17 protein-coding genes and 1 tRNA gene are annotated in these 25,150 nt (G+C 42.1%); 8 read left to right on the plus strand and 10 right to left on the minus strand.

Annotation, left to right across the window (positions count from 1 at the left end; translation table 11 throughout):
• Positions 1–22: 22 nt before the first annotated feature.
• From SIO70_RS22885 to SIO70_RS22910, 6 genes are all read right to left on the minus strand, one after another.
• A complete protein-coding gene (locus SIO70_RS22885) occupies positions 23–2,110 on the minus strand; it encodes a beta-galactosidase (RefSeq protein ID WP_320574650.1) in 2,088 nt (695 codons plus the stop codon).
• A gap of 11 nt (positions 2,111–2,121) precedes the next feature.
• Positions 2,122–3,573, minus strand: a complete 1,452-nt coding sequence (locus SIO70_RS22890) for a cellulase family glycosylhydrolase (RefSeq protein ID WP_320574652.1) — start codon at positions 3,571–3,573, stop codon at positions 2,122–2,124.
• A 30-nt stretch (positions 3,574–3,603) separates the two neighbouring features.
• On the minus strand, positions 3,604–4,821 hold the full coding sequence (locus SIO70_RS22895) for a glycan-binding surface protein (RefSeq protein ID WP_320574654.1): 1,218 nt from the start codon (positions 4,819–4,821) through the stop codon (positions 3,604–3,606).
• Positions 4,822–4,842: 21 nt separating this feature from the next.
• Positions 4,843–6,420, minus strand: coding sequence for a RagB/SusD family nutrient uptake outer membrane protein (locus tag SIO70_RS22900; protein ID WP_320574656.1), 1,578 nt, complete (start codon positions 6,418–6,420; stop codon positions 4,843–4,845).
• 25 nt (positions 6,421–6,445) lie between these two features.
• A complete protein-coding gene (locus SIO70_RS22905) occupies positions 6,446–9,601 on the minus strand; it encodes a TonB-dependent receptor (RefSeq protein WP_320574657.1) in 3,156 nt (1,051 codons plus the stop codon).
• A 433-nt stretch (positions 9,602–10,034) separates the two neighbouring features.
• Positions 10,035–14,132 carry a two-component regulator propeller domain-containing protein gene (locus tag SIO70_RS22910; RefSeq protein ID WP_320574659.1) on the minus strand — a complete coding sequence of 1,366 codons (4,098 nt, stop codon included), beginning with the start codon at positions 14,130–14,132 and terminating at the stop codon, positions 10,035–10,037.
• Between the two features lie 480 nt (positions 14,133–14,612).
• Between SIO70_RS22910 and SIO70_RS22915 the strand changes: the two genes are divergently transcribed.
• A complete protein-coding gene (locus SIO70_RS22915) occupies positions 14,613–15,464 on the plus strand; it encodes an SH3 domain-containing protein (RefSeq protein WP_320574661.1) in 852 nt (283 codons plus the stop codon).
• 63 nt (positions 15,465–15,527) lie between these two features.
• Complete coding sequence (locus SIO70_RS22920; RefSeq protein ID WP_320574663.1) at positions 15,528–15,662, plus strand: hypothetical protein; 135 nt, start codon at positions 15,528–15,530, stop codon at positions 15,660–15,662.
• A gap of 479 nt (positions 15,663–16,141) precedes the next feature.
• Here SIO70_RS22920 and SIO70_RS22925 read toward each other — a convergent pair whose 3' ends face one another.
• A complete protein-coding gene (locus tag SIO70_RS22925; RefSeq protein WP_320574665.1) occupies positions 16,142–16,465 on the minus strand; it encodes a nuclear transport factor 2 family protein in 324 nt (107 codons plus the stop codon).
• Between the two features lie 19 nt (positions 16,466–16,484).
• Entirely contained in the window at positions 16,485–17,279 is a 795-nt protein-coding gene (locus tag SIO70_RS22930; RefSeq protein WP_320574667.1) for an SDR family oxidoreductase, read from the minus strand.
• A gap of 125 nt (positions 17,280–17,404) precedes the next feature.
• Here SIO70_RS22930 and SIO70_RS22935 point away from each other — a divergent pair, with 125 nt between their 5' ends.
• A complete protein-coding gene (locus SIO70_RS22935) occupies positions 17,405–17,791 on the plus strand; it encodes a winged helix-turn-helix transcriptional regulator (protein ID WP_089809758.1) in 387 nt (128 codons plus the stop codon).
• Between the two features lie 428 nt (positions 17,792–18,219).
• A complete protein-coding gene (locus SIO70_RS22940) occupies positions 18,220–18,879 on the plus strand; it encodes a hypothetical protein (RefSeq protein WP_320574671.1) in 660 nt (219 codons plus the stop codon).
• Positions 18,880–19,361: 482 nt separating this feature from the next.
• Here the strand turns inward: SIO70_RS22940 and SIO70_RS22945 are convergent.
• A tRNA-Leu gene (locus tag SIO70_RS22945) sits at positions 19,362–19,445 on the minus strand.
• A 136-nt stretch (positions 19,446–19,581) separates the two neighbouring features.
• On the opposite strand from SIO70_RS22945, the gene SIO70_RS22950 reads away from it, so the two are divergent.
• Together SIO70_RS22950 and SIO70_RS22955 are read left to right on the plus strand one after the other, a co-directional pair.
• Positions 19,582–20,682: an NADH:flavin oxidoreductase gene (locus SIO70_RS22950; protein ID WP_320574673.1), complete on the plus strand. Its 1,101-nt coding sequence runs from the start codon at positions 19,582–19,584 to the stop codon at positions 20,680–20,682.
• A 171-nt stretch (positions 20,683–20,853) separates the two neighbouring features.
• On the plus strand, positions 20,854–21,330 hold the full coding sequence (locus SIO70_RS22955; RefSeq protein WP_320574675.1) for a nitroreductase family protein: 477 nt from the start codon (positions 20,854–20,856) through the stop codon (positions 21,328–21,330).
• Positions 21,331–21,422: 92 nt separating this feature from the next.
• Here SIO70_RS22955 and SIO70_RS22960 read toward each other — a convergent pair whose 3' ends face one another.
• Positions 21,423–22,640: a hypothetical protein gene (locus SIO70_RS22960; RefSeq protein ID WP_320574676.1), complete on the minus strand. Its 1,218-nt coding sequence runs from the start codon at positions 22,638–22,640 to the stop codon at positions 21,423–21,425.
• A gap of 353 nt (positions 22,641–22,993) precedes the next feature.
• On the opposite strand from SIO70_RS22960, the gene SIO70_RS22965 reads away from it, so the two are divergent.
• A complete protein-coding gene (locus SIO70_RS22965; RefSeq protein ID WP_320574678.1) occupies positions 22,994–24,022 on the plus strand; it encodes a sterol desaturase family protein in 1,029 nt (342 codons plus the stop codon).
• Entirely contained in the window at positions 24,003–25,058 is a 1,056-nt protein-coding gene (locus SIO70_RS22970) for a 6-bladed beta-propeller (protein WP_320574680.1), read from the plus strand. Before SIO70_RS22965 ends, SIO70_RS22970 begins: the two co-directional genes overlap by 20 nt.
• Positions 25,059–25,150: the final 92 nt, after the last annotated feature.

The following is a 25,150-nucleotide window of genomic DNA, read 5'->3' on the forward strand; positions in this document are numbered from 1 at the left end:
AATATTTTAACCTTTGTTTTAATTACTCGCTCCAGACCAGCACTCCACCAGGCGTTAATATTTTATCGCCCACAATAACACTGGCTGATTGCCCCATATTCATCGTATAATTCTCCGAAGAATAATTTACGGCCACATAAAAGCCATCCCGCCAATACACAAATACGCCAGGGGGATAATTTTCAGTGGTAATACCTGCGCTGTTATAAATCTGTTTCAGTAAGTCCGCTTCCAGTTTAGCATCATCTGTATCCACACCGATATAGGTAACAGTACCTTTGCCAACCTTATGTTTCACAACTGCTGCTTTTCCGCTATAAAACTGGTTATCAAATACAGCGAGTGTTTCTGTATGCTTATCAGGTGCAAGTAAATCGGCCCAGTTATTCCAACTGTAATGGGTAGTACCCATCAGGAGATCGCCTTTGGCGTTACCAGAAAGCATATCTGTTGCTTTCACCTGCGCACCTATCAGTCCTGATATAGGAGCGGCGCATTCGGCCTCCCAGAAATGTCCCATGCGATCTTTAGTGGCTGTACGGCAGGTAAGAATCAGGTGCCCTCCGTTTGCAGCGTATTCCTGCCACTTTTTTACTAAAGCACTATCCACCATCTCGTAGGCCGGAATAATCACAAATTTGTACTTCGACAAATCAGCCGTCTCCGGGATCACATCTACAGGGGCTCCAAATGACTTTGCTATTTCCAGGAATTTAATCGGATAATTCCAGGTATCCCATTGCGAGGTCTGTTTTTGCCGGTCAATCGTCCAGTAATTTTCCAGGTTCCAGAGAATAGCTGTTGACCGGGCAGCCAGTTTTTCAGGCATGGAAGTTCCAGGCTTATATCGTTTCCGCAGTTCCTTTATTTCTTTCATGTATTGCATGTATTCCTCACCACCCTGCGAAGGGGTTACACCATCTGTTTGTATTACACCCGCATGGTATTGCTCCGCACTATAATTGATCTGACGAAACCGGTAGGAACAGGCAAGCTTTCCGCCTGCTGCAAAAGTGTGGTATAGCCACATTCGTACAGTACCGGGTAACAGCAATGGGTTGTAACTACCCCAGTTTACCGGGCCGGGTTGAATTTCCATTACTCCCGACACGCCCCCTACTGATTTATAATATTCAGCTGCAAACAGGATAACGCTGCTGTTTCCCAACCTGAATCCAAGATCCCCAATATTATGGGTACCTCCATTTGGATAAGCGGTATAGGTTGCAAAATCCAGCTGTTTTGTCCGCCGCGGATCAGCACCCGTGGATACCGCTGTATAATTGGTCGTCACAAACTGGTCCTTCGAAATGAAGCGTCGAAGTGTAGCTGCCTGAAAATCGAGGAATTCCGCCTGGGCGTCGGCCGAATACCTTTTAAAATCAAGCAAAGCATGAGGGTTATTGCCCCACCAGCCCACCAGGGTGGTATTGGGAATGATAACCTGGTTGAAGTCGTTGTACCACTGACTCCAGAAGGCAGTACCCCAGGCGGTATTTAGCGCATCTATTGTGTTGTATTTGTTTTTTAGCCACTGCCTGAATGCTTCCTGTGAAGCCGGACTGTAATCAGGTTTGGCATCAGGCTCATTATCAAGTTGCCAGCCAATCACATTTTTATGTTGTCCGTAACGCCTGGCCATTTCAACTACAATTTTTTCTACAAACCTGCGATAGGCAGGATGAACGATTGATCCTAATCCACGTGTGCCATGCTCTCCACGGATATAATGACCGTCCATCACAAAAGTTTCCGGATAATTTGTTCTCATCCAGGCTGGCGTGGTGGCGGAAGGAGTACACATCACCACTTTCAGGTTGTATTTGGTACAGAGGGCTATCACCTTATCCAGCCATGCAAACTCAAATTTCCCTTCTTCTGGCTCCATTTTAAACCACGCAAATTCAGCCAGGTGTACAAACTCATAGCCCATACCTGCAATTTTCTTTATATCCCGCTCCCACTGGTTTTCGTTCCAATGCTCGGGATAGTAATAAATGCCGGTCGTAGTGAGATGCTTCTCCTGAAAAAAGGGATTGACTACCTGTGCTGTCGCATTCAATCCTATGATCAAAATGGTGATAATAAAAAGTATGGAAGATTTATTCATCTGAAGATATTTTAAAGACCACCGGCCACAAGGGCATCAATGGTACGTTTATCAAGCACCGTATTATTTCTCCGGTCCAAAGCACCACCTGTATCCCAGAAAAAGGGTTTCATACCATTGGCGAGTGCCTGTTTAGTTATATAGGTCAACCAATAATCAACGGCGTCGTTGTGGGTGTCCGGATCTTTAGGAACATATTTACCCCCGTTACGTCTGTAGGCTCCGTATTCGCCCAGTATAACAGGAATTTGTTTGTCTGTAAATTTGGTCTTCATACTACCAAAGGATTTGTTTACGTCACTTTCTTCTCCCGAGGTGGCATTCCGATCAGGTTCAATGGTTGAATGATGTTCTGCACCCCAGTAGTAGCATACTTTACCCCAGGACGCATCTTCTTCCATTAAACAGAACTGGTATGGAGTATAGTAATGAACTTCCACCATCATGCGATCTTTCACGATATCTGAGGGGAGTGTATTCATCAGGTTATTGGTTTTGTCAATATCCGTTGACGGCCCCTGCACCACTAGTACCCGGTAGCTGTTACGTCCACCAGTGGAGCGAACTGCATTGATGAAGGTTTGATGATACCCGGTGAGTATTTCCATTTGCTCCGCATTTTCGGCCGGAGGTTCATTGGCGCTGGCAAACATCAGGTGTTCATCAAAATCACGCATGGTGGTCGCAATCTGTTCCCAGAATGCTTTTTGTTTGGCATTGACTGAATCCTGCTTTGCCTTATTGATATTGTGATCCAGCCAGCCGCCATCCCAGTGAATATTGAGTAAAACGTACATGTCGTTATTTACACAATATTGAACCACCAGTTTTACACGTTCGAGCCATGCATCCTGGATCCTGGCTGTTGCTTTGTCAGAATGCTGGTTCCACGAAACCGGAAGGCGGATGGCATTAAATCCCTGTTGTTTTACAAATTGAATGTAACTTTCACTAATCAAAGGATTTCCCCATGCAGTTTCTCCTCCAATAGCTTCCATGGTATTGCCAATGTTCCAGCCCAGTTTAAATTTAGCGACCAACTGTACAGCGGTACTTTCCATACCGGTTGAATTAGCCGGAGCAGGTGATGTGTTGTAGCCAGGATATAAACTGCTGGCTTGTGAGATGTTAATCCTGCGCATCTGACTATTTCCTGCATTTACCACCAGTACAGCCGATCTGGTTGCACCAGTGGTATTGGGTGTGGTCGTCAACCGAACGGAAGCCTTGCTACCATTACCGGTTGACTGACTTAACGCCAACCAGGAAGAACCAGGATTATTAATAGTCCAATCTACGTTACTGGAAATCGTTATATCCGAGGCGCCTCCATCTGCCTCAAAAACAATTTCAGATAAGGAAACCTCCAATTCAGGCGTAATTACGTTCTTTTTACTACAATAGGCAAACGTTACAACGGAAATCATTAATCCGATAAATCCGCACAAACCTCTTGTTGTCATAATTATGATATTTGGTTAAAAATTTCGATACTATTGAATCTTCACTACCCTGATATTATCGATGGCGGCATGTAAACCAGAGGCCGAAGGAGAGGCAGAAAAATTTTTGGTATGGATATTTACAGATCCATTGGCCGAACTGCCCAGCAAAGTGGTCAGGCTTTCAGCGGCCGCACCTTTACCGTCATTGGTCCTGAACATTGATAATGGAATGGTGACGGTGCGCCAACCCTTAGTGGTAAAAGGGGAAACAGTGCCATCTGAGCCTTGCCACGGCTCATAGCGAGCCATATAGTCAAATGAGTTCCCTTTTACTACATACATAGAAGTGCCGGTCCATGCAGCAGGAACACTGATCTCAAACTTAATAGCGTATTGATCAACAGGAACGGCTAAACTGTCCTGAGGAATCCACTGTACATCGTTGGTATTTATACTCCGTTGCCAATTCCACCAATTGCCATCACCGGCAGGCAGAATATCATTGTTTAACACAGCATAATAGCCCCTGTTCCCAGGGAAATTGACGCTGCTATTATCTGTGCCGGTGCCCCAGCTTAAAGTATTGATATTATCAAAATCACAGAGAACGCCGGTCACAGGATCGTTTACATTAAAGGCAGTGACCACCGTACCGGATTTTGTGCTGATCTCTACGGGGCCACTATGTGAAAGCGCCGGTAGTACAAATCCGATAGATGTACCATTACTGGCTGATGTATATTCGGTAATTGGCGTACCGGCAAAAGTTATTTCGTTTATAAAAAACAGATTTAACCCGGAGATATAAACAGAATCACCCTCGTGGGCATTTTCGTTGGAAATACTGCTAATGGTGGGCGGTGGCGCCACGATGGCGAATGAAAACGTGGTAGTTCCGTGTTTGGTATCATAGCGGATAGTATTCAGGCTTTCCGCAGGCACTGTTGGAAATGGAATTATATCGGGTACCAATACGGTAGCACTGGTATCTGAAAACATGATGCTATTGATAGTGGCGGGTACGCCATTAAAGGAGATCTGAACGGCATCCTTTAAGTTATGTCCTATCAACACTATCCATTGACCAGTAGTGATGGAATTAACAAGCGTATCAGCAGGAGAAGCTGCATAATTTCTAACGTTTGTTATGACAGGTGCGCCATCCAAAGAATCCTTCTTACAGGCTGCATGCAGCAGGGCAAAGACAGCAGTAAGCGACAAAAACAGCAACCTGGGGTAACGCTGGTTGAATATTATTTTATTCACGGTATAATAGTTTTAGAATTATTAATAATAAGATACCGGGTCTTCCAGCAGTTTAGGATTGGCCGTCACCTCTGAAGAAGGTATGGGAAAAGAGAAGCTTTGAATAGTAGCAGGCGTAACAGCGCCAAATGGATCTTTGGGTGTTACCACACCATCCGAAATGGTAAATGTTACACGACTTTCCCCATTTAATTTGCTGATGGCCTTGGCAGCGTTGTAATAAGATAACCTAACCAGGTCAATCCAATATTGTCCCTCTGCCGCGAGTTCGATTCTTCTCTCAATTATCAGGCTGTCAATATCTATCATAGGGGCTGGATCCATTCCGGCTCTTTCACGAACTTTGTTAAAGTAAAGCAACGCATCGCCATCTGCAGTAACACTGCTGTTACCAAGTATTGATTCTGCATAAATGAGGTAAACATCCGCCAGTCTTAATAAAGCATTATGTTCTGTAGAGGAAGTCAGGTTCATTGTTGGTGCATTGTTGTCTTTGTTTGTACCAATAATATGTTTCTTCAATCCTGCATCTCCCCCAAATTTATATCCTCCGCCTGCTGCGTTCAACTCAGGGTAATAATCTCCTTTAATCATAAAAGTTGCCTTCCGCCTTATAGAATCCCGTGTGGCGTAAAGATTATACATATCCACGGTTGGGGCGATAGCAAACCAGCCCGCCGAGCCATTGGCAGATATTTCTGTACCACCCGGAGAATAGATCTGTAGCATATTTCCTTCCAGCCAACCTCCTCCCGGAGCCCATTGCAATGCAAACAATGATTCCGGATTATCGTTAAACTGGGATTTAAAGATGTCGGCATAGTTAGCAACCAATGTGAGGCCACTGTTCTTACACACATTTCCGGCGTATTTTCTTGCACTATCCAGGTAAGCCTGGTTCCTGGTACCTCCGGACTGATTTAATCCGGATGCTGTCAGATATACCTTACTTAACATTCCTTGTGCTGACCACGTAGTTACTCTTCCGGCGGCATCGGTAGTCGGGAGATGCCCGGCTGCAAAAGTCAGGTCATTGATGGCGAATTTATATACGTCCTCCGTTTTTATACGGTTAACCAGTGGAGATACAATCAGTTTACTGTTATCTTCAATTACGGGTACAGCTCCCCATAATACCGCCAGATTATAATACGCAAATCCACGTATAAAACGGGCTTCAGCGATAGCAGCATTCTTATCCACGTCTGGAATGGAAGCCGGCGCCTTTTGAATGATAGCATTAATGGTAACATTACAATGTGCAATGACTTTATACATTCCTTTCCAGTTGGAAATCATGATGCCGTTTAATCCGGTAACAGTAAAAGTATTAAGCTGTACAGCATCTCCCCAGAAATTAACCGCCATATTTCCACTCAGCACATCGCCAACAGGTAAATAACAACTATAATTCCAGTCAGCCCAGGGTGTACCTGCATACAATGCAGCCGTTGCCAACCGAAGATCATCGGTAGTTTGATAAAAATTATCAGCACTTATCTGCGACAGGGGTGGACGATCCAAAAAGCTTTTGGAACATCCTGTCATAGCTATCGTAATTAACAGCAAGACAATAATTTTATCCAATATTGATCTCATAATTATATATTAACAGATGAATATTTTATTTGCTCAATCTTACGTTCGCACCAAGGGTAAAAACACGGGGCTGCGGGTAAAAACCGCCATCAACACCAGCACTCAGCGGGTCCCATGATCCGATTTCAGGATCCATTCCCTTATAGCTTGTAATGATAAATGCGTTGGAGACATTGATATATACCCTCAGGTATTTAATGCTGGCTTTAGAAAGCAGCTTTTGAGAGAAAGTATATCCTAAAGAAATATTTTTACATCTTACAAAGGAGCCATTCTCCACGAATTTGTCCGAATTCCTGTTGTTATCATTGGTATTATCATTTCTAAGCCCGGGGATCCTTGTTTCCGGGTTAGTCACTCTTACGTTATTGATATCAGTGGCTTCTCCGGCGGGATCAATTAAAGTAACTTTTGCATAGTCGTTTAATGACTTGAAATAACCAAAGCTGGTACCCGGGTATTCTCCATTTACGCGAAGCTGGTTAAATACTTTGTTACCAACGTTTGCAGTAAAAAATATATTCAAATCAAGATTCTTATAGGAGAAAGTATTATTGAAACCAATCTGGTATTTCGGGATAGGAGAACCCAGAAACGTTTGATCATGTTCATCAATAATGCCGTCACCATTCAAATCTTTGAACTTCAGATCACCATACCAGATGCTTCCACCGGCAGCCCCTACTGGCAATGGCACGCCATTTTTAGTGGGTCGTGCGTGTGTTTCCAAATCTTTTTTGGTGGCATATACGCCTCCATCAATAACATATCCGTAAAACTCGCCGATAGATCTGCCTACAACTGTTTTGTTGTACTGCTTGTCCAGTGAAGCGCCATCCGTATTGAGCCTAAGTACTTCATTAAAATTACGGGAAACGGTTACGTCAGTTTTCCATGTAAAATTTTGGGTCTTAATACTGGTAGAACTGATCCTGAAGTCAAAGCCCTTATTATTCACGATACCAACGTTCACATACGGCGCGTCCATCGAGCCTGGCGAATAACCAATCGCTGTTCCGGAATACATAGGTAAAGGAATCTGCAGGACGAGACCATCAGTTCTGCGATTATAAAAATCCAGGGAGAAGTTTATTCTCCAGTTAAAAAGCGTTCCATCTACCCCTATGTTTGCATATTTCGTTTTCTCCCATTGTACATAAGGGTTTCCTACATTCTGGGTAAGCTGTGCGATGCCCGTCAGCCCGGTTGCTACAGTGGCCAGTGTGGAGGTATAGGCATAATCCCGGATATTCTGATTATTCGTTAATCCATAACCCAGGCGCAACTTTAACTCATTAATATCCTTTACTGTTTTCAGAAACCCTTCATTATTCAATTTCCATGCAAATGCACCTGAGTAGGTAGTCACCCAGCGGTTTTCAACGGCAAATTTTGAAGAGCCGTCTGCACGGAGATTGGCAGTAAACAGGTACTTATCATTGATGCCAAAATTAATACGGCCAAAGTACGATTCCTGGGCATTTTGTCCTTTACTGCCGCTATTGGTGGCGGTGGTAGGATCACCACTACTGATTACCTGCACATTATTGGAAGGGAAATTCGATCTGGAAGCACCAACGCCTTCACTGGTACCGAGTTGCGCTTCATGTCCCAGTAATACATTTACATTGTATCTGTTTTTAAACAGATGTGCATAGGTAAGGAAGTTTCTTATCGTTGTATATAAGTTTTGCGAAAATTCATAAGATGCGCTGTTGGTATTATTTTGTACAAGGCCAAAGGTGTAAGAGGGGTTAAAACGATCTTGCGTGGCCATCGAAAAGCTTGCTGTTGCTTCATTCCGGAGGCTCAGGTCCTTGGTGAAGGCAACTTCAGCATATAAATTACCAAAAAGCTGGTACCTTTTTGCCAGGTCTTTATTAATAAGGGCTATCGCATATGGGTTCACGGTACTATTCACCCAACCATTCGGATTATAAGCCCCTCCCCAGCTACCGTCCTCATTTTTTACAGCGATATCGGGTGTCTGACTTAATGCAGTATTAATTACATTCGAGCTGGTCGAATTCACACTCTCTTTCATACTGACCAATTGCAAGCTGGTACCAATTTTTAACCAATTGGTTGTTCTATTGTCCAGATTGAGTCTTAATGATATCCTTCTGAAATTGGAGCCAAGGGCAATACCTTCCTGGTTGAAATAAGAACCGGACAGCAGATACTGTGTTTTTACATCTCCTCCATTAATAGTTAAAGTATGGTTGGACATCGGCGCATTTCTGAAAAGTTCTTCCTGCCAGTTAGTGCCTTCGCCCAGGTACTTTGGATTTACAAATTCCGGTCGGGTATCAAATCCCCATCCTAAACCTGTATTCCTTTCATTTATAAAAGTTGCGTATTCCCTTAAATTCATTACGGGCAACTTTTTAGGTATTTGCTGGTAGCCTGCATACATGTCATAAGAAATACTAGGCGGAGCCACCTGTCCTCTCCTGGTGGTGATTACTATAACACCATTTGTTGCCTGTGAACCGTAAATGGCTGTAGCGGATGCGTCTTTCAACACATCAATAGACTCAACTTCAGAAGGATTGAGCCCTGCCAATGGATTCACTCCCGAACCCAATGAAGCTGTACTACCAATGATGATTCCATCTATTACATACATCGGAGAACCACCGCCAAAAGAAGACAAGCCACGGATCTGTACAGACACAGCTCCACCTGGTTGACCTGATATTTGTTGAACCACTAACCCGGAAACCTTTCCCTGTAAAGCCTGGTCCAGGGTTACCGGTTGTGTTTTACGAATCTCATCACCGGAAACAGAGGAGATGGCGCCAGTAACGTCTGGCCGTTTTACTTTGCCATAACCAATTACCACCACATCTTCCAGCTGTGAAATATTCTCCGTCATTTCTACTTCGACAAAGGTGTTTTTGGCAACAATTTCATTTTTCTGGTAACCAATCATGGAAACTACCAACACACTTCCAGTAGAAGCATCTATCGTAAACCTTCCGTTTTCATCGGTAATAGCAAAACGGCTTGTATTTTTTAAGGTAACGGTAGCTCCAGGAATAGGAGACGATTTATCTTTATTAAGGATTCTACCACTTATTTTTGTTGTTTGTGCGGAGAGGTTTATCCCAGACAGGAATCCCAAAAGGATACCCAATAGCGGTTGTATTCGCAAGCGAATCATTTTGGTTGACTTCATTTTTCATAATTTTAACGTACGTGGATGATGATCCTCTGCTGACATTCTTCAGCGAGGAGAACATTTCATTAGTTCATAACATACTTACAGGAATGCGGCATTGGTTTGCGCTGTCCTCATGAGTCACTTTTATTTATGTGATTTGTTAGAACCTCAGATTTAAAATTCTGAGGTGAACGATTAAGTAAAGTGACCAAAAAAGGAAAAAGATGGTCAGGATCTGCAATAAAGGCAGATGGACTTGCCAGTAAGTCTCCATACGAGACATAGGCCGGCAAGCGAAGTAGCAGCAATTGTAGTTTCATATACGTGGATTGAATATTGTAAAGCTATTCTGAAGTTGTCGGAATCAAGGGGGCCAAATGATTCAACAAGGGGGGACAAATGTTACAAATGCCTGAATATCACTGGTCATATTTTGATAAACAGGTTATTAAAGACTTTTATTCTTAAGGTTTTCCACATACTCGGAAGGCGTAGTTTTGAACTCTTCCTTGAAAAACTTACGGAATATTTTGGGATCATTAAATCCCACCTGGTATGCCACCTCAGAAATAGACAATCCACTTTTAGCGAACAATTGAACAGCTCTTTTCAAGCGGATCGAACGTATAAAATCCAACGGTGACTTGCCTGTTAGCGAATGTATCTTTCTGTATAAGGTAGCCCTGCTCATATACATTTCCTTACTGAACTCATCCACAGAAAATTCCGCGTTGTCTATTTGCTTTTCAATAATTTCCAATGCCTGTTTAAGGAATTTTTCGTCTACGGGGGTGATGGTTACCTCTCCGGGATTGACTTCAATCTGCTTTTGGAACCTTTTCTGCAGTAATCTTTGCTGGGCCAGCAAATTATTAATCCGTGAAGCCAGGATCTCAAAGGTGAATGGTTTCGTAATGTAATCGTTTACGCCTGCTTTTAACCCCTCCAGTTGTTTTTCTTCACTTCCCATAGCAGTGAGCAAGATGACAGGAATATGCGCGGTGAGGGTTTCCCTTTTAATTCTTTTGGCGAGCTCAACCCCGTCCATTAAGGGCATCATGATGTCGCTTACCACAAGATCCGGATTTAACAGTTTTACTTTCTCCCAACCTTCCTTTCCATTTGTGGCTTCTTCAATATGATATTCCTCTCTCAGGTTATCCTTTAAATAAAAGCGTAGGTCTTCATTGTCTTCAACAATGATTATTGTCTTCTTCCCATCCCCTTTTTTATGCGTTTCAACTACTATTTGCTCCTCATCCTCTGAGAATATGGGACTAGTTAAGGTTCTACCTGAAGCAACATATATTTTCCTTGCGGGGAGCAATACGGTAAAACAGGTACCCTGATCTGGTTCGCTTTTAACAGTGATGATGCCGCCATGTAATTTTACAAACTCTTTTGTGATGGCCAGGCCTATACCGGTTCCCTGGTTTACCATGCTCTCCGGAACATCAGTCTGAAAAAACCTTTCAAATACCCTTGCCTGTTGATCGGCGGGGATACCAATACCAGAATCTTCTACCTCGATAGCCAGTGTTCCATCGCCCTCATTATTTTCTGGTTGTTTATACGTCAGTTTAACACTTACCGTTCCGTTATCATGCGTATATTTAAAAGCATTGGACAACAGGTTGAATAAAATCTTTTCAATTTTATCCTTATCAAAATAAACCTCCAGGCTATCTATGTTAGACGAGAATGAAAATCTGATCGTCTTTTTTTCTGCAAGATCCGTAAATGAATCACTGGTTTCCTTGCAAAATCTGACGATATCACCTATTGAAGGATGCAATTTTATTTCCTGTACGTCCATCTTCCTGAAATCGAGCAACTGATTGACAAGATTTAATAAGCGTTTAGCATTACGCTGCACAAGATTTAATTGTTTAACCTGTTCTTCATCCACAGTCTGCTTAATGATCTTATCCAACGGCGCTATGATAAGACTTAACGGCGTACGGAATTCGTGGCTTACATTGGTAAAGAATTTCGTCTTTACCTGTTCCAGTGCATGTGCTCTTTCGGCTTCTAAGCGCTGTTGCCGGACTTCAAATCGCATGTGTATCCTGTCTAATGTAATACGCCGGATAAGCAAAAACAATCCAGTAATGATCAACAGGTATATAATATATGCGATAGAAGTTCTCCAAAATGGGGGTTCAATATTGATTTGCAGTGTTTTTACATCACTCCACAACCCGGCCCTGTTCAAAACTTTTACTTTGAAAACATAATGACCTGGATTAAGATTTGTATAAGTGGCTCTCCGCTGGTTGCCATCGGCATACAACCAGTCTTCATTAAATCCTTCCAGCATATATGCATATTTATCATATGCATTATGGAAAAAACCGAGGTCTGTAAATTCAATAGAGAAAACATTTTCTTTATATTTCAGGTCTATACTTTGAAGCTGAGATAAAGAACGTTTGAGCAGCACCCGGTTGTTGACAGATTCGCCGGGTTCAACATTCTTATTTAATATCTGAAAACCTGTGAAAACAATCTTAGGATGATAAACGGGTTGATTGATAGCAGCAGGATTAATAATGTTAAAACCCGAGGGGCCGCCAAAAATCAATTCGCCAGTGCTTGTCTTTAATGCGGCGTTATCGTTGAATTCACGGTTTTGCAGGTTATTGGTGGCATCATAACTGATGACAGAAAAAACAATATGGTTATTTTCCTGGCGCGGTATGACGTTACATAGCCCATTAGGCGTGGAAATCCAAAGCGTTTGGTGGTTATCTTCAAGAATATTCAGGATCATATTATCGGGAAGACCGTCAGCTATTGTGAAAGCCTGAAATTCTTTTTTTTGTTCATCAAACAAATTCAGACCTTCTCTGGTCCCTACCCAAATTCGTCCTTTACTATCTTCCAAAAGACAGATAATACTATTATCGCTTAAACTATTCCTCTTATTAGTATCCTGATAAAAAACAGCCGCGGTTTTATTCTTTTCCAGCACGCCAATACCGGAGGCTGTCCCAATCCATAAATTGCCCTTTCTGTCCTGCATCATAGCGGAAACATAATCGGAAGGTAAAACTCCCTTTCCACTTTTATAATGATGAAACTGATTTGTTTGTTTGTCAAAACGATCGAGCCCCCCTCCCAATGTGCCGATCCACAAATTCCGATCACTGTCTTCAAAAATTTCCCAGACTTTGTCATCTGCCAGACTTGAAGAATCATTGTCACTATGCCGGTATCGGGTGAATTTATCACCGTCGAAACGGTTGAGCCCTCCCAGGTAAGTTCCGATCCAAAGAATATCTTCATCATCTATCCACAAACTCACTATTACATTGTCGCTTAGGCTATTTCTATTTTGGGGATCGTACAGGTACTGTTTGAAAGTATTATTTTTCCTGTCGAAATAAATCAATCCTCCGCCATTGGTACCAATCCAGATATTACCCACCTTGTCTTCAGCAAACCGGTTTACATCATCGAATTGCAGGCTTTTTGTATTTAATTCCTGGTGATGGTAATATGAAAACTGAACGATATTACTATTATAATAATTCACGCCTTGCTTGTAGGTTCCCAGCCAAATAATTCCCTGATCATCTTTATACATGGTAGTGATACTGTTTTGGCTGATGCTCTTAGGGTCATTGGGGTTATTTAGCAGATAACTGGTGTTGAGGCCGTTCTTCTTATCGATCAGCGTTACCCCTCCATGATCGGTTCCCACCCAGATCAAACCATTACTATCCTGCACAACCTGGCTGACCAGTTCTGAATTCAATCTGGTTGGAGAAGAATGTTTATCAAACTGGCTGATGGTATTATCTGCCGGGTGAAAAAGAAAAATGCCAAAGTTGTAACCCCAAAGCCAGATATCGCCATCATTATCTATAAAAAGACGATAGAAGTTATCACCTTTATGCCGCTTCTGTAAAGCCGTGCTGGAAAAAATTATTTTGTCCAGGTGTATGTCATACTGCTGTAAAAATCCGGATTGATATACCAGCCACAATTTTCCGTCCTTTGTTTCATTTATGCAAGTAATCTTTTCAGAAGGAGGAACAGCTTTCTGCTTAAATGGCTTTACAACTTTATCACTATCCGAGTACAAAAACAAACCCTTGTCTTCATACAGGAACCAGAATCTATGGTTGTTTCCTTTTACAATGTTAGAGATAGCACCGGATGGTAAACCGATGGAATGTAAATAGTTATCATAGTTGGTATTAAACTTCTCGGTATCCGGGTTATAAATACAGGGACCGCCCATTGTAGACACCCACAGCATTTTATCCGGAAGCTCATAAAGTGACAAGATATTATTATCTCGCAGTGAAGTACTGTCATTATGATCTTTTGAAAAAATCCTACAGAAATATCCATCATAGCGATTAAGTCCATACGTAGTTCCAAACCATAAAAAACCGTCCCGATCTTTTAACAATGCGGTCACCTGATTATGTGACAGACCATTATAGGTATTAAGCCTGGAAAAATTATAATGCTCGCTTTGTGCTAAAACAGAAAGAGATTGTAAAAACGAAATAATACAGAAAAGGTAACGCATTGCATCAGGTTTGACATTTAAGAATTTGCGTTTTCCAACTAAAACCCGGTCTACAATCTAGTAATATAGGAGCTAATAAATATAACAGAAGTATGCGTTTCATAAAAAAGCTGAAATATCACTTCAAAAAAGGTGTCAAAATAACAATAAAAAAATAAAGCACCAACTCTTCGTAGGGAAACATATTTCCGATATGTATTATTCTACCACTATAACAGTTTTTAATAGGGCTTTACTTATACAAATCTGACTATTTATTTATAATTGATGCGCCTTACATTGGGAAAAAGCAGATACAGCTATCCAAAACGGTAATACAATTAACATAGTAATTTATTTTACTACATGGCTAAAAGGGCGCTAAAACATCCACCCTGTTAACTAGTCTTTAACGTAACAGCCAGACTTTTTTTGTAATATGCAAACTTCGCTTGAGACTTCCCAAGAATAATTTCTACTATGGCAATACAATCATTTAACATGAAATCCCTCCTATTCATTTTATTCCCGGTACTGCTCACCATCTCTGCAACAGGCCAAACACACAACGTTACACAATGGGTTAAAACGAAGACCATTGATGGCAAAGAGATTACTATGTTACGTGTGCCTGATACTCAGTTCGGTGCAAAACTCGTGGGCCTGATTTCAGATGCCCAATATATGTTAAGTAAATTGCCGAATTATTATAACCAGTCAATCTCCTACGCCGGGATGGACCTATACAGGGATATAGAACGTGATTGTCAAAATATTGAAAAGGAAGATCCCAGGTTTCCGGTACAGTATTACCGGGATGAAATGAAAGCATTTAAGGATCTTAAAGAAGAGATGGCACAAAAAGCACTGGCGCAAAAGAAAGCGGATGAAGAAAAAGCATTTTTTGCCAGATTGAAATCCAATTATGCATGGATCAGCGGTGACACCTTAAATGTACGTACCAAGCCCGATGCAAAATCACCCAGCATCGGTAAAATACTCCGTCTGAGTTATATAAGAGCCTATGAGGTTGATAATCAACCAGATTGGGTGGAAATAAATTTTGGTGAGCACAGCGGTTATGTATTGCGGGAACACGTGGCCGTGGACTGGGAAGAATTGGCGCCTTCGCATGAGGACAGCACCCGGTTAGAAACCGGCCAGGATTATTACTTCACACCCACTGCTGCTTATACTGCGAAATTAAAAAAGGCAGCTGCCGAAGAAGAACGCGCTATGAGAGCTGCCAATTCAGCGCCGGCCAGACGATATTACAGAGGTCCAAGAGGTGGGTGTTATTACCTTGATGGAAAGGGCAATAAACAATATGTTGACCAGAGCTATTGCAAATAAGTCCTGCGGCTCAAAGAAAGCTGGTAGCATAGAATCTTTCATGGTTACTTTATCAAAAAAAATATGATCTCACGCGAACAATCCTTACAATTATCAGATCTAAGTCCAGGTGAATTATATGACCTGGTAAATAACCAGATTAAGACAAGATTAGCGCAACTAAAAGGAGTAGGTAAAGTAAAGGGCCAAACCGATTAAAAAAAGGGATAGCAAAGCCTAATGAAGCCTTTTTTCGCTATGGTGCTAACAGGGGGGCTATAACTAAAAACTTCAAATGGTTTAAAAGTGAATGGCTGAATAACCATTTGCTAAGCAAATTTAATTATTCAGCCATTTGATTAAGAGTTGTGAAACAACCACATATCTCCGACCTTTCCTCCTTGGTGCCCAGTAGCGGTAAGTTTTCGAACCAATTGATGTTGATTTTAAGCAAGTTGAATTGATTTTTACATACATTATGCCGTCAATTGTCGGAATAGATGTTCACTTTTCAACATTCTGTTAACCTGAAAGTTGGGAATGTAGGCCGTATATGTTCATCAGACTAATATATTTAGAGGACTTTTTCTTAACCTGGATAGAACCCTCTTAGTTTTCGTGATTCTAATATTAGAAACCCGCCGTATTTACCGGTGGTTTCCGTAATCCAGATAAGTGCAACTTGATGATATGTCAATTTACCCGGTGACCTTTAAAGATTCTATGAGTTCGTTCCTAAATTCTAAATGGAACTTTAATACTATTGGACTTCCTGGGAAAGTGCCAGACACATTTGATGTCAGCACTCCGTTTGATTCGGACTGCTCATAATTTAGAGGCTCCATTGAAGATTGATAAGTCTCATTTGCATGTTCGATCCATTGGCGAATTTCTTCCTTACCATTATGGATTCTGCCTTCGTCATGCACAATGGCCGTTACAGTGAAGCAGTCGGTATAAGCCTTGCTATCATAATTGTTTTGTGTCTCTATAAAACGCCCTACTACTTTTGGTAATTCCATGATGATGTGATTTAAGTTTTTAGATTGTTGGTATTGTTCCTCCGTCAATGACGAAATTTGTTCCTGTTAGGTATTTAGCTCTTGGTGAAACTAAAAAGCCAACCAATTCTGCGATTTCTTCCGGTTCGGCGGGCCTGCCGTAAGGTATTCCACCCAATGCATCCATGACACTTTGCTGAGCTTCTTCTACAGTACTGTTTGCATTTCTTGCAATCTCGCCCAACCACGCTATCGATGCTGTTGTATTTATCCATCCTGGCGAAACAGTTAGCACGCGGACACCTTTAGGCGTAACTTCATTTGATAAACTTTTACTGTAATTGATTAATCCTGCTTTTGAAGCTGCGTACGGCAAGGTAGAATCATATAGCGGCAATTTGCCCTGGATGGAAGCGATGTGAATAATTACACCACTTCTCCGATCGATCATTTGCGGTAAAAATCCCCTGTCAAGCCTGACAGGAGCAAGTAAATTTGCTTGTAAGGTTGATATCCAATCCTCATCATTCAATGCTGAAAAACCACCGGCGGGTGTTGATGAACCACCAAGGTTGTTTACCAGGATATCCAGCCTGCCATAGGTTGACAGCACTTCGCTGATTACTTTTTGCGCCTCTTCTGCCTTGCTCAGGTCAGCAGGAACAAAATAAAGGTCTGCGTCTGACTGTTCGGGTTTGTTCCTCGCGGTTATGACTACTGTTGCACCAGCGGCCTTTAAGCGTTCTGCGATTACTCTACCGGCCCCCTTGGTTCCACCTGTTACTAAGGCTATCTTACCGGATAATTCGTTGCTATAGTTGAATTGCTGTTTCATGTGTTTTTGTTTGTAGTGCAAATTTCGATAGTATGCGGGAAGCAAACAATTACGGGCTTACGAATCAGATACGGATAAATTTATCCGTATTGACCGCTCATCGGGTGTGTAGTATATTTGTAGTTATGTACATTAAAAAGACTACTCCGACGCTCAATTGTGGACTTGACCTGGTTGGGGAAGTATTGTATGGAAAATGGAAGATCCGTATTCTTTGGTTCATACATATAGGCAACTTACGACCAAGTGAACTTCAGCGGAAAATTCCGGATGTAACCAGACGGGTGTTGAATGTGCAACTGAAGGAACTTGAAGATCATGAATTGGTGACTAAAAAGATCTTTCCGGTTTTGCCTCCAAAGGTAGAATACAGTCTTACGGAATTTGGCAAAACACTCATTCCGTTGATTCAATCCATTGGTCTTTGGGGCGACGAACATGAGGAGCGGCTACGTAGGGTCATTTTGCAGCACAATGCAGGGGCATCGGAAGAGGTGGGGAATGTTATTTAAGAAAATGCTTTTAATCCGAGCGGCGTAAATTCCCTTAAAGTTTTAAAGTATTATTCTATAGACTTTAGATATTTGTTGAGAGAACGTTAATTAAACGGGGGATGGTCACCAGACTGTTCTTCGCTTTTTTATTTCACGCATGTATACCAGTTTCCCGCCAAGGTCTAAACCCCGCTGGAATTTATCATCCGTGGCTAACTGTTGCCACCTTTCGCTTTTGCGGTTAATAATTGTCCCATGTATCTCCTTTGGAAGAAACTTCCTTTTCTTTTTTTGTTCCTCCAACCGATAGCGATAAACTAAAAAACGGCTTTTTTTTGAGCCTTATTATAGAAGTCATTACATTTGTTTAAGCCTCAACATCAAAATATCAACCAAAAGAAAGTAATCCATGTGATTTCAATTCTGTACATACAACAAACAATTAGATGAAAAACAAATCAAAACCAGTGCCTTTTACATTCAGGGTACTAGTATCCCTTCTTTCCTTATTCCCTTTCCTGACCTGCTCTGCACAATCCTACACCCTCAAGATAAAAAGGGGGGATTACTGGTTGGGAGGAGGCCTGGGTATACAGGGTTCTGTAGCTCCTATGGGGCAGTATATTGGAACGTCTGCCAGTCTTTCTGCCAAAGGAGGATATTTTGTAGCAGATAAGTTGTCTGTCGGGATAACCGTGACCGGGGGGTATAGTATTGTGGACAAAAAAGACAAAGGTGTCTATAACCGGGGGATCAGTTTCCTGATGGGCCCTCTTGTCAATTACCACATCCCTATTTCCAGGAACTTCTTCCTGGAGCCGATTATCTGTGCTACCTGGGGACCTGTAAGTGTGAAGAGCATGGTGAGTGCCAGTCCTGAGCAGTATGTAAAAGTAAAAGGTCATGCTTTTTGTGAGATTGGCGGGATAGGACCTTTCTTTGAAGTCATTCCGCAGAAAGCGGAGTTCGGCGTACAGCTGTTGGTAGCTGTGTTACAGCAGAGTACGACCGTATATGGATCAAACGGGGAGGCTATTCCCGGGTCAAAGGTGTGGGACAATAAGACAGGGCCTGCAATGAACGTAGAGTTCAGATTGCATTTTTAATGTGATGCTCATTCTCCGGGGGATTTAGCTCCCGATCTTACGGTGACAGTTTTTTAAATTTTACGCCTTCACTTTTCTGAAGTGGCAGGATAGGATAGTACATTTATAAGAAGGTGTCATAAATAAGGCACCTTTCTTTTTTGCATAAAACGCTGTATTGTTAATCAAATATTTTAGCAACTTTCTCAGAAAACAAAAAGACATTACTGAAGCTCAAGGCTAATATCAGTAAAACATATTTTACTAGTAAAGTTATTCCAAAGGTATCATCTTATAGATTTATGTCAGATAACAAAGCGAAGTTTAAACAGGCAGATCAATAAACATGCTATAAACAGGTGATTCTCAAAGCCGTACCTGGAATCTTATAAGTTGCAAAACAACAACTTTTTAACTTGATCCGAAAGTTGACTTGATTCGAGAGTATTAGTTGATTAATAAAAACAGGAAAGCCGGAGATATAATCTCCGGCTTTCGCCAAGTGCCCAGAACAGGAATCGAACCTGCACTCCGTTGCCGAAACAAGATTTTGAGTCTAGCGCGTCTACCAATTCCGCCATCTGGGCAATCACAACCGTCCTTCAGTTGCGGGTTGCAAATGTATGTATTTTTATTTAATTCCAAAATAAATTTATTTTTTCATCATCTTATTTAAATATCGCAAATTACCGATACATTTGCATCTATAAATGATCCAATAAGATGAGCGCAAATAATCTGTTTCAGCCATTCCAGCTGAAGATGCTGAATATCAAGAATAGAATAGTGATGGCTCCCATGACAAGAGCCTTCTCTCCTAATGGTATCCCCGGCCAAAACGTAGCCGATTATTATAAACGCAGAGCAGAAGGTCAGGTAGGCCTTATCCTCTCTGAAGGTACTGTGATCGACCGGCCTTCATCCTCCGCTGATCCCAATATCCCTCACTTTTATGGCACCGAAGCCCTCAATGGATGGACACGTGTCATCGATGAAGTACATGCCGCTGGTGGTGCTATGGGGCCGCAAATCTGGCACCAGGGCATTCACGCAAACCACCCTTCCGGCTGGCTGCCTTCCACTCCTTTTGAAGGACCTTCTGGTATATTACCTCCTGATGGTATTAATGGAAATACCCTGACTGAAAGTGAAATCGCCGATGTGATCAAGGCATTTGCAAAAGCTGCTGCTGATGCCAAACGCCTTGGCTTTGAAACCATCGAACTGCATGGCGCCCACGCCTACCTCATCGATCAGTTCTTCTATGCGCTGACAAACAAACGTACTGACAAATACGGTGGCGCTACTATAGGAGATCGTACCCGCTTTGCCGTTGAGGTGATCAAGGAAGTGAGAAAAGCCGTTGGTGAAGATTTTCCTATCATCATTCGTCTCTCCCAGTTTAAACCTACTGAATATAACCACAAACTCGCCACTACACCCGCTGAAATGGAAGCATGGCTCACACCGATGGCCGATGCTGGTATTGATATCTTCCATTGTTCTCAGCGCCGTTTCTGGGAACCGGAATTCGAAGGAGATGACCTGAACTTTGCAGGATGGGCAAAAAAACTGACCGGCAAACCTACGATCACTGTTGGCTCTATTGGCCTGTCAGGTGATTTCATGGGAGCTTTCAGAGGTGAAAGTTCTTCTCCAAGCTCATTAGATGAATTGCTCCGTAGATTTGATCGTGGTGATTTTGATCTGGTGGCTGTAGGACGCCCATTACTGGCTGATTCTAATTGGGTTGTGAAGATTAAAGAAGAACGTAATAGTGAGCTGAAGGGCTTTAGTAAAGAAGCGCTGGCTACACTGGTCTAATATAGAACTAACACTAACTATAAGTAAAGCCCTTCATTACAAAATGGAGGGCTTTGCTATAAAATAAATGTTTCTTTAAATCTTGTAATACGAAAATTGAGGAATGACCTGCCTACACTAAAGGCCAACCTCCCTCCACATCAATAAATTTATCACCAAAGCATAATTGTTTTGGACAAATTCCTCATCCTGACATGCACCTCAATCTGCCTCACTAAAATAACTTGCAGAATTGCACCCCGGAACAAAATAAACCAGATTGCAGATAATGGATACGCAATTAGAACAATACCTGCCGGTTTTCAGGCAGCAAATGGTTTTAGAAATGAAGGTTGGGAAAATTACAGGCAGCAGTTGCTGGGCATTGTTGCCGGACGAGGCACTGAGGCTAACTATCAGGCAGCTTCACGGCAGGCTTACATTGGGCTAGGCACCGCCTTAATTGCTGCAGCTTTTGAAGAGGTTGATGCTACACCAATTGAAGGGTTTGACCCCGCCGCTGTTGATGAAATCCTCGATTTGAAATCAAAGCATTTACGAAGCGTTGTCATCATGCCGCTTGGTTATCGGGCTGCCGAAGGTGATTGGCTGGTGAATTTAAAGAAAGTGAGACGCAGTCGGGAGAATTTTATTACTGAAATAAAATAAACAATCCACTAATAATGATAGAACCCACTCTAAGAAAGGGTTCTATCGTTATCCTGCCAGCTGGAATTATTGTTATTCCCTTCTAACATCCATCACCAGGAATCATCATCACCATCTCCTATCCCTGTCTCCTCCCCTACATCCAATCCCACAGGCTCCCCATAGTTGATATACATATTATCCTCATCATACCGGATCTCTTTTATCGGGTCTAGTCCTAATAATTTAGCATAGTGCACCAATAACCACCCTCCTGCACGCCCGTTAGGAGAACCCAATAGCGCAATAAAATCCTTACTATATGGCTTCTCTACACCATTGCTGGACATACTATAACTCTGCAAGAGATATTGCATTTCTGAACCATCAGACCAGAGAATGGTATGCAATGTCTGCGCATTAATAATCCCCTGTCGTTTCAGGGTCTTTAGCTCTATCTTCTCCCTGTCCTGCGGTTTTCTCTCAAACTGCGCCCGCTTAAGCGCCTGTATTTGTGCAGCGATGATATCAGCATTGGTAGCGACAGGTTGACCTCCGGCACTCTCTTTATCTTTATCACCAAAGTTCTGAGCGGCAATAAATGTCTTCATCTGAGGGTCATACTGGTTGTTATAGTGCGATTCGCCACGATTTGCCTGCCTGCCAGTGCTGATAAGATACTTTTTAACTTTCTGCCCATCCTGAAGTGTATTCACATCCTCATCCTCCATTGTTGATTGCGGCCGGCGTTCCTGGAAATCATCTATACCACCAAACAAATCATCATTGTCTTCTTTATCAGAATGAGAATCATCTTGCGTCACCTCCTGCTGCTTAGGCACAGATACTGTATATTTCAGGGTATCTTCATAGTTCATGTTCAATAGCCTTTCCGTCCTGGTAAAATGCGCATCCTCCTCCCGGACTGTTTTCGCTTTTTCAAGGGCAGCAATGATCTTTTCTCCTGTAGCATAACTATCATCATATTGTTTTTCTGAGGCCGCCAATGATTTCGTGTCAAAAATAACGGGGAAGTCCAGATTTTCCGGATCTGCCCGTTTCTCTGATTGCTCATTTTCCCCGTCGGCCAGGTGTGCAGAGAGTTCTTCAAGTAAGGTGTCTTTGGAACGTTTTAATTGTGTCACAGGTGTTGCTGCGGGATATCCGGCTTTCAACTGTCTGGCCTGCAAACCAGCATTCGCCATTTCCTGGTAAGCCTGCGATTGCCGCACCTGGCTACTATTGATAACCTTTGCCTGCAGCTGCCGTTGAATAATAGCTTCCGGCCGGTTGTTCATTAATTGAAAAGCACCGCCGCTTTTATTTTCCATTGATGTTAAACTGCGGTTAGCAACCTTCTTTGGGACGGAGGCCGCCAGGTTCTTATGGGTAATCATTCCTGTTTCATTTTTTATGAACGCTCAACAAATGGATAGATACAAACAGCCGGTGAGACGGCTATTGCTAAATATAACCATAATTATTTTGATTACCAGTTTTTGACCGAAGGCTGTGCGATCTAAAATTAATAATCAAGCCTTATTAAAACACCTTACACACCATACATATTCCCTACTATGTATGCAACCTATGTATGAAGTTTTTCATATTTCTGTAAAGAACTTTAAAAACCTCTACCCATAATCGATTATTTAGTAGCTTACTAATAATCAAATATCCACGCATGGGAATACTCCACACATTGTACGACGAAATCATCGGCTTCATGGGGCTTAATGCCCTACTCGAAATGTACCGCACAGGAAATTACCAGTCATTGCTCACCTTAAACGGTATATTAGGCGCCATCTCACCGGTGCTCCCCTTTTTGTTATTAATCGAAATAACACGTGCCCTCGTCTATAAAAGGTTTAAGATAGAAGACTATCGGATGCCTTTTATTATCTTCGTTATCAATCGCGTCATCGGCCGTTTTCTTTCTATTGCAGCCATTGCTTTTTGCATTGGTGTATTCGAAAAGTACGCCATCTTCAACACTACATTTACCTGGTATTGGTTGATCTATGGCTATATCATCTGGGAATTTGGCCACTTCCTGTATCATTACTGGGGCCATAGGGTTCGCTTATTCTGGTGCCTGCATGCTACACATCATATGCCACAGACGATGAACCTTTCTGTAAGCTATGCGCATTTCTTCTTAGAAGGTGCCTATGCCGATATTATCCGTACCACAGTATGTATACTGGCCGGCGTAAATCCTCCCCTATTATTTTTCATTATGTTCATTGATGGTCTTTGGGGTGGGTTTATTCATGTAGGAGAAAACATCCTTAAAAACGGAAGATTGGGCTTTCTCAATAAATGGATTTTGACCCCATCTCATCATCGCGTACATCATGCAAAGAACCCCTTGTACATGGATACTAATTTTTGTAATCTGCTGAACATCTGGGACAAGGTGTTTGGTACTTTTCAATATGAAGATCCTAAAGAACCAATTCAATACGGTGTAACACGAAATGTAAACAACCGTAATTTCTTCGATGTTTATTTCGGTGAATTCTATTACCTGGCACTGGATGTATGGAAAGCCCCAGGCATCATGAATAAAATCCGTTACATTTTTATGCCCCCGGGATGGAGTCATACTGGAGATCATAAAACAGCTGTCATCGTAAAACGCGCATACCTTGAATCGATAAAACAAACCACTTCAACAACCACGATATATGAAACCAAAGCCAGTTAATACAAATACTTCCCGCAGACAGTTTATCCGCAATACATCCTTGTCTCTTGGCGGCCTCTGGCTGACCAATGGCCTTATGGCCCGTGATAAAGGACCGGTGTATGGTCACAATCATGTTCAATATACACTTGATACCAGCTGGAGCAAATGTAACCCACAGCAATATCCTGTCAATGACTGTCATGAAATGGTGCAGGATAAAAGAGGACGTATCTTTTTGCTGACCAACGAGACGAAAAACAATATACTCATTTACGATACAAAGGGGCAATTACTCGATTCCTGGGGAAATGTATTCCCAGGTGCACATGGATTGACCATTCATGATGAAAATGGTACTGAGTTTTTGTATATCACAGATACAGTAAAGCATCAGGTATATAAAACTACTTTAAGCGGCGAAATACTGCTTACTATCAATGCGCCGATGGATAGTAAGCTTTATGCGCAGGCGGAGAAATTTGTTCCTACAGAAACTACGATTGCCCCCAATGGGGATATTTTCATTGCTGATGGTTATGGCGAGCAGTATATCTTACATTACAACAGTAAGGGACATTTACTGAATTATTTCGGAGGCCGTGGTAGTGGAGATGAGCATCTTGACAATGCACATGGCATTTTGTTAGATCCGAGAAGTAAAGATGGATCATTGCTGATCACCGACCGTACCCGGAATTGTTTTAAACGTTTCTCTAAGGAAGGACAATTACTCGATATTATACATCTGCCTGGTGCCTGTGTATGCAGACCTGTAGTTCAGGGGGACTTGTTATATGCAGCAGTGCTTCGCTCTCCGGATATGAATAAGGAAGGAAGTGGGTTCGTGACCATACTTGATCAGCATAATAAAGTAGTGAGTAATATTGGAGGTAGTGAACCTGATTATAAAAATGGTCAGCTTCAGCCGATGTACCAGACAGATAAGATCTTTTTTCATCCGCATGATGTGTGCGTGGACCGGGATCATAATTTGTATGTGGCACAATGGGCATCTGGTAAAGTCTATCCTTATAAATTAAAACGGGTCTCCTGAGATTAATTTAGCAGAAGATGAAAATTTTGAAAATAATATTTTGTAGAAAGAAGAAAAGGTTAGAAATTCGCGGTCCTGAAACACAAAATCAG

The sequence above is a fragment of the Chitinophaga sancti genome (assembly GCF_034087045.1).
GTDB classification, from domain to species: domain Bacteria; phylum Bacteroidota; class Bacteroidia; order Chitinophagales; family Chitinophagaceae; genus Chitinophaga; species Chitinophaga sancti_B.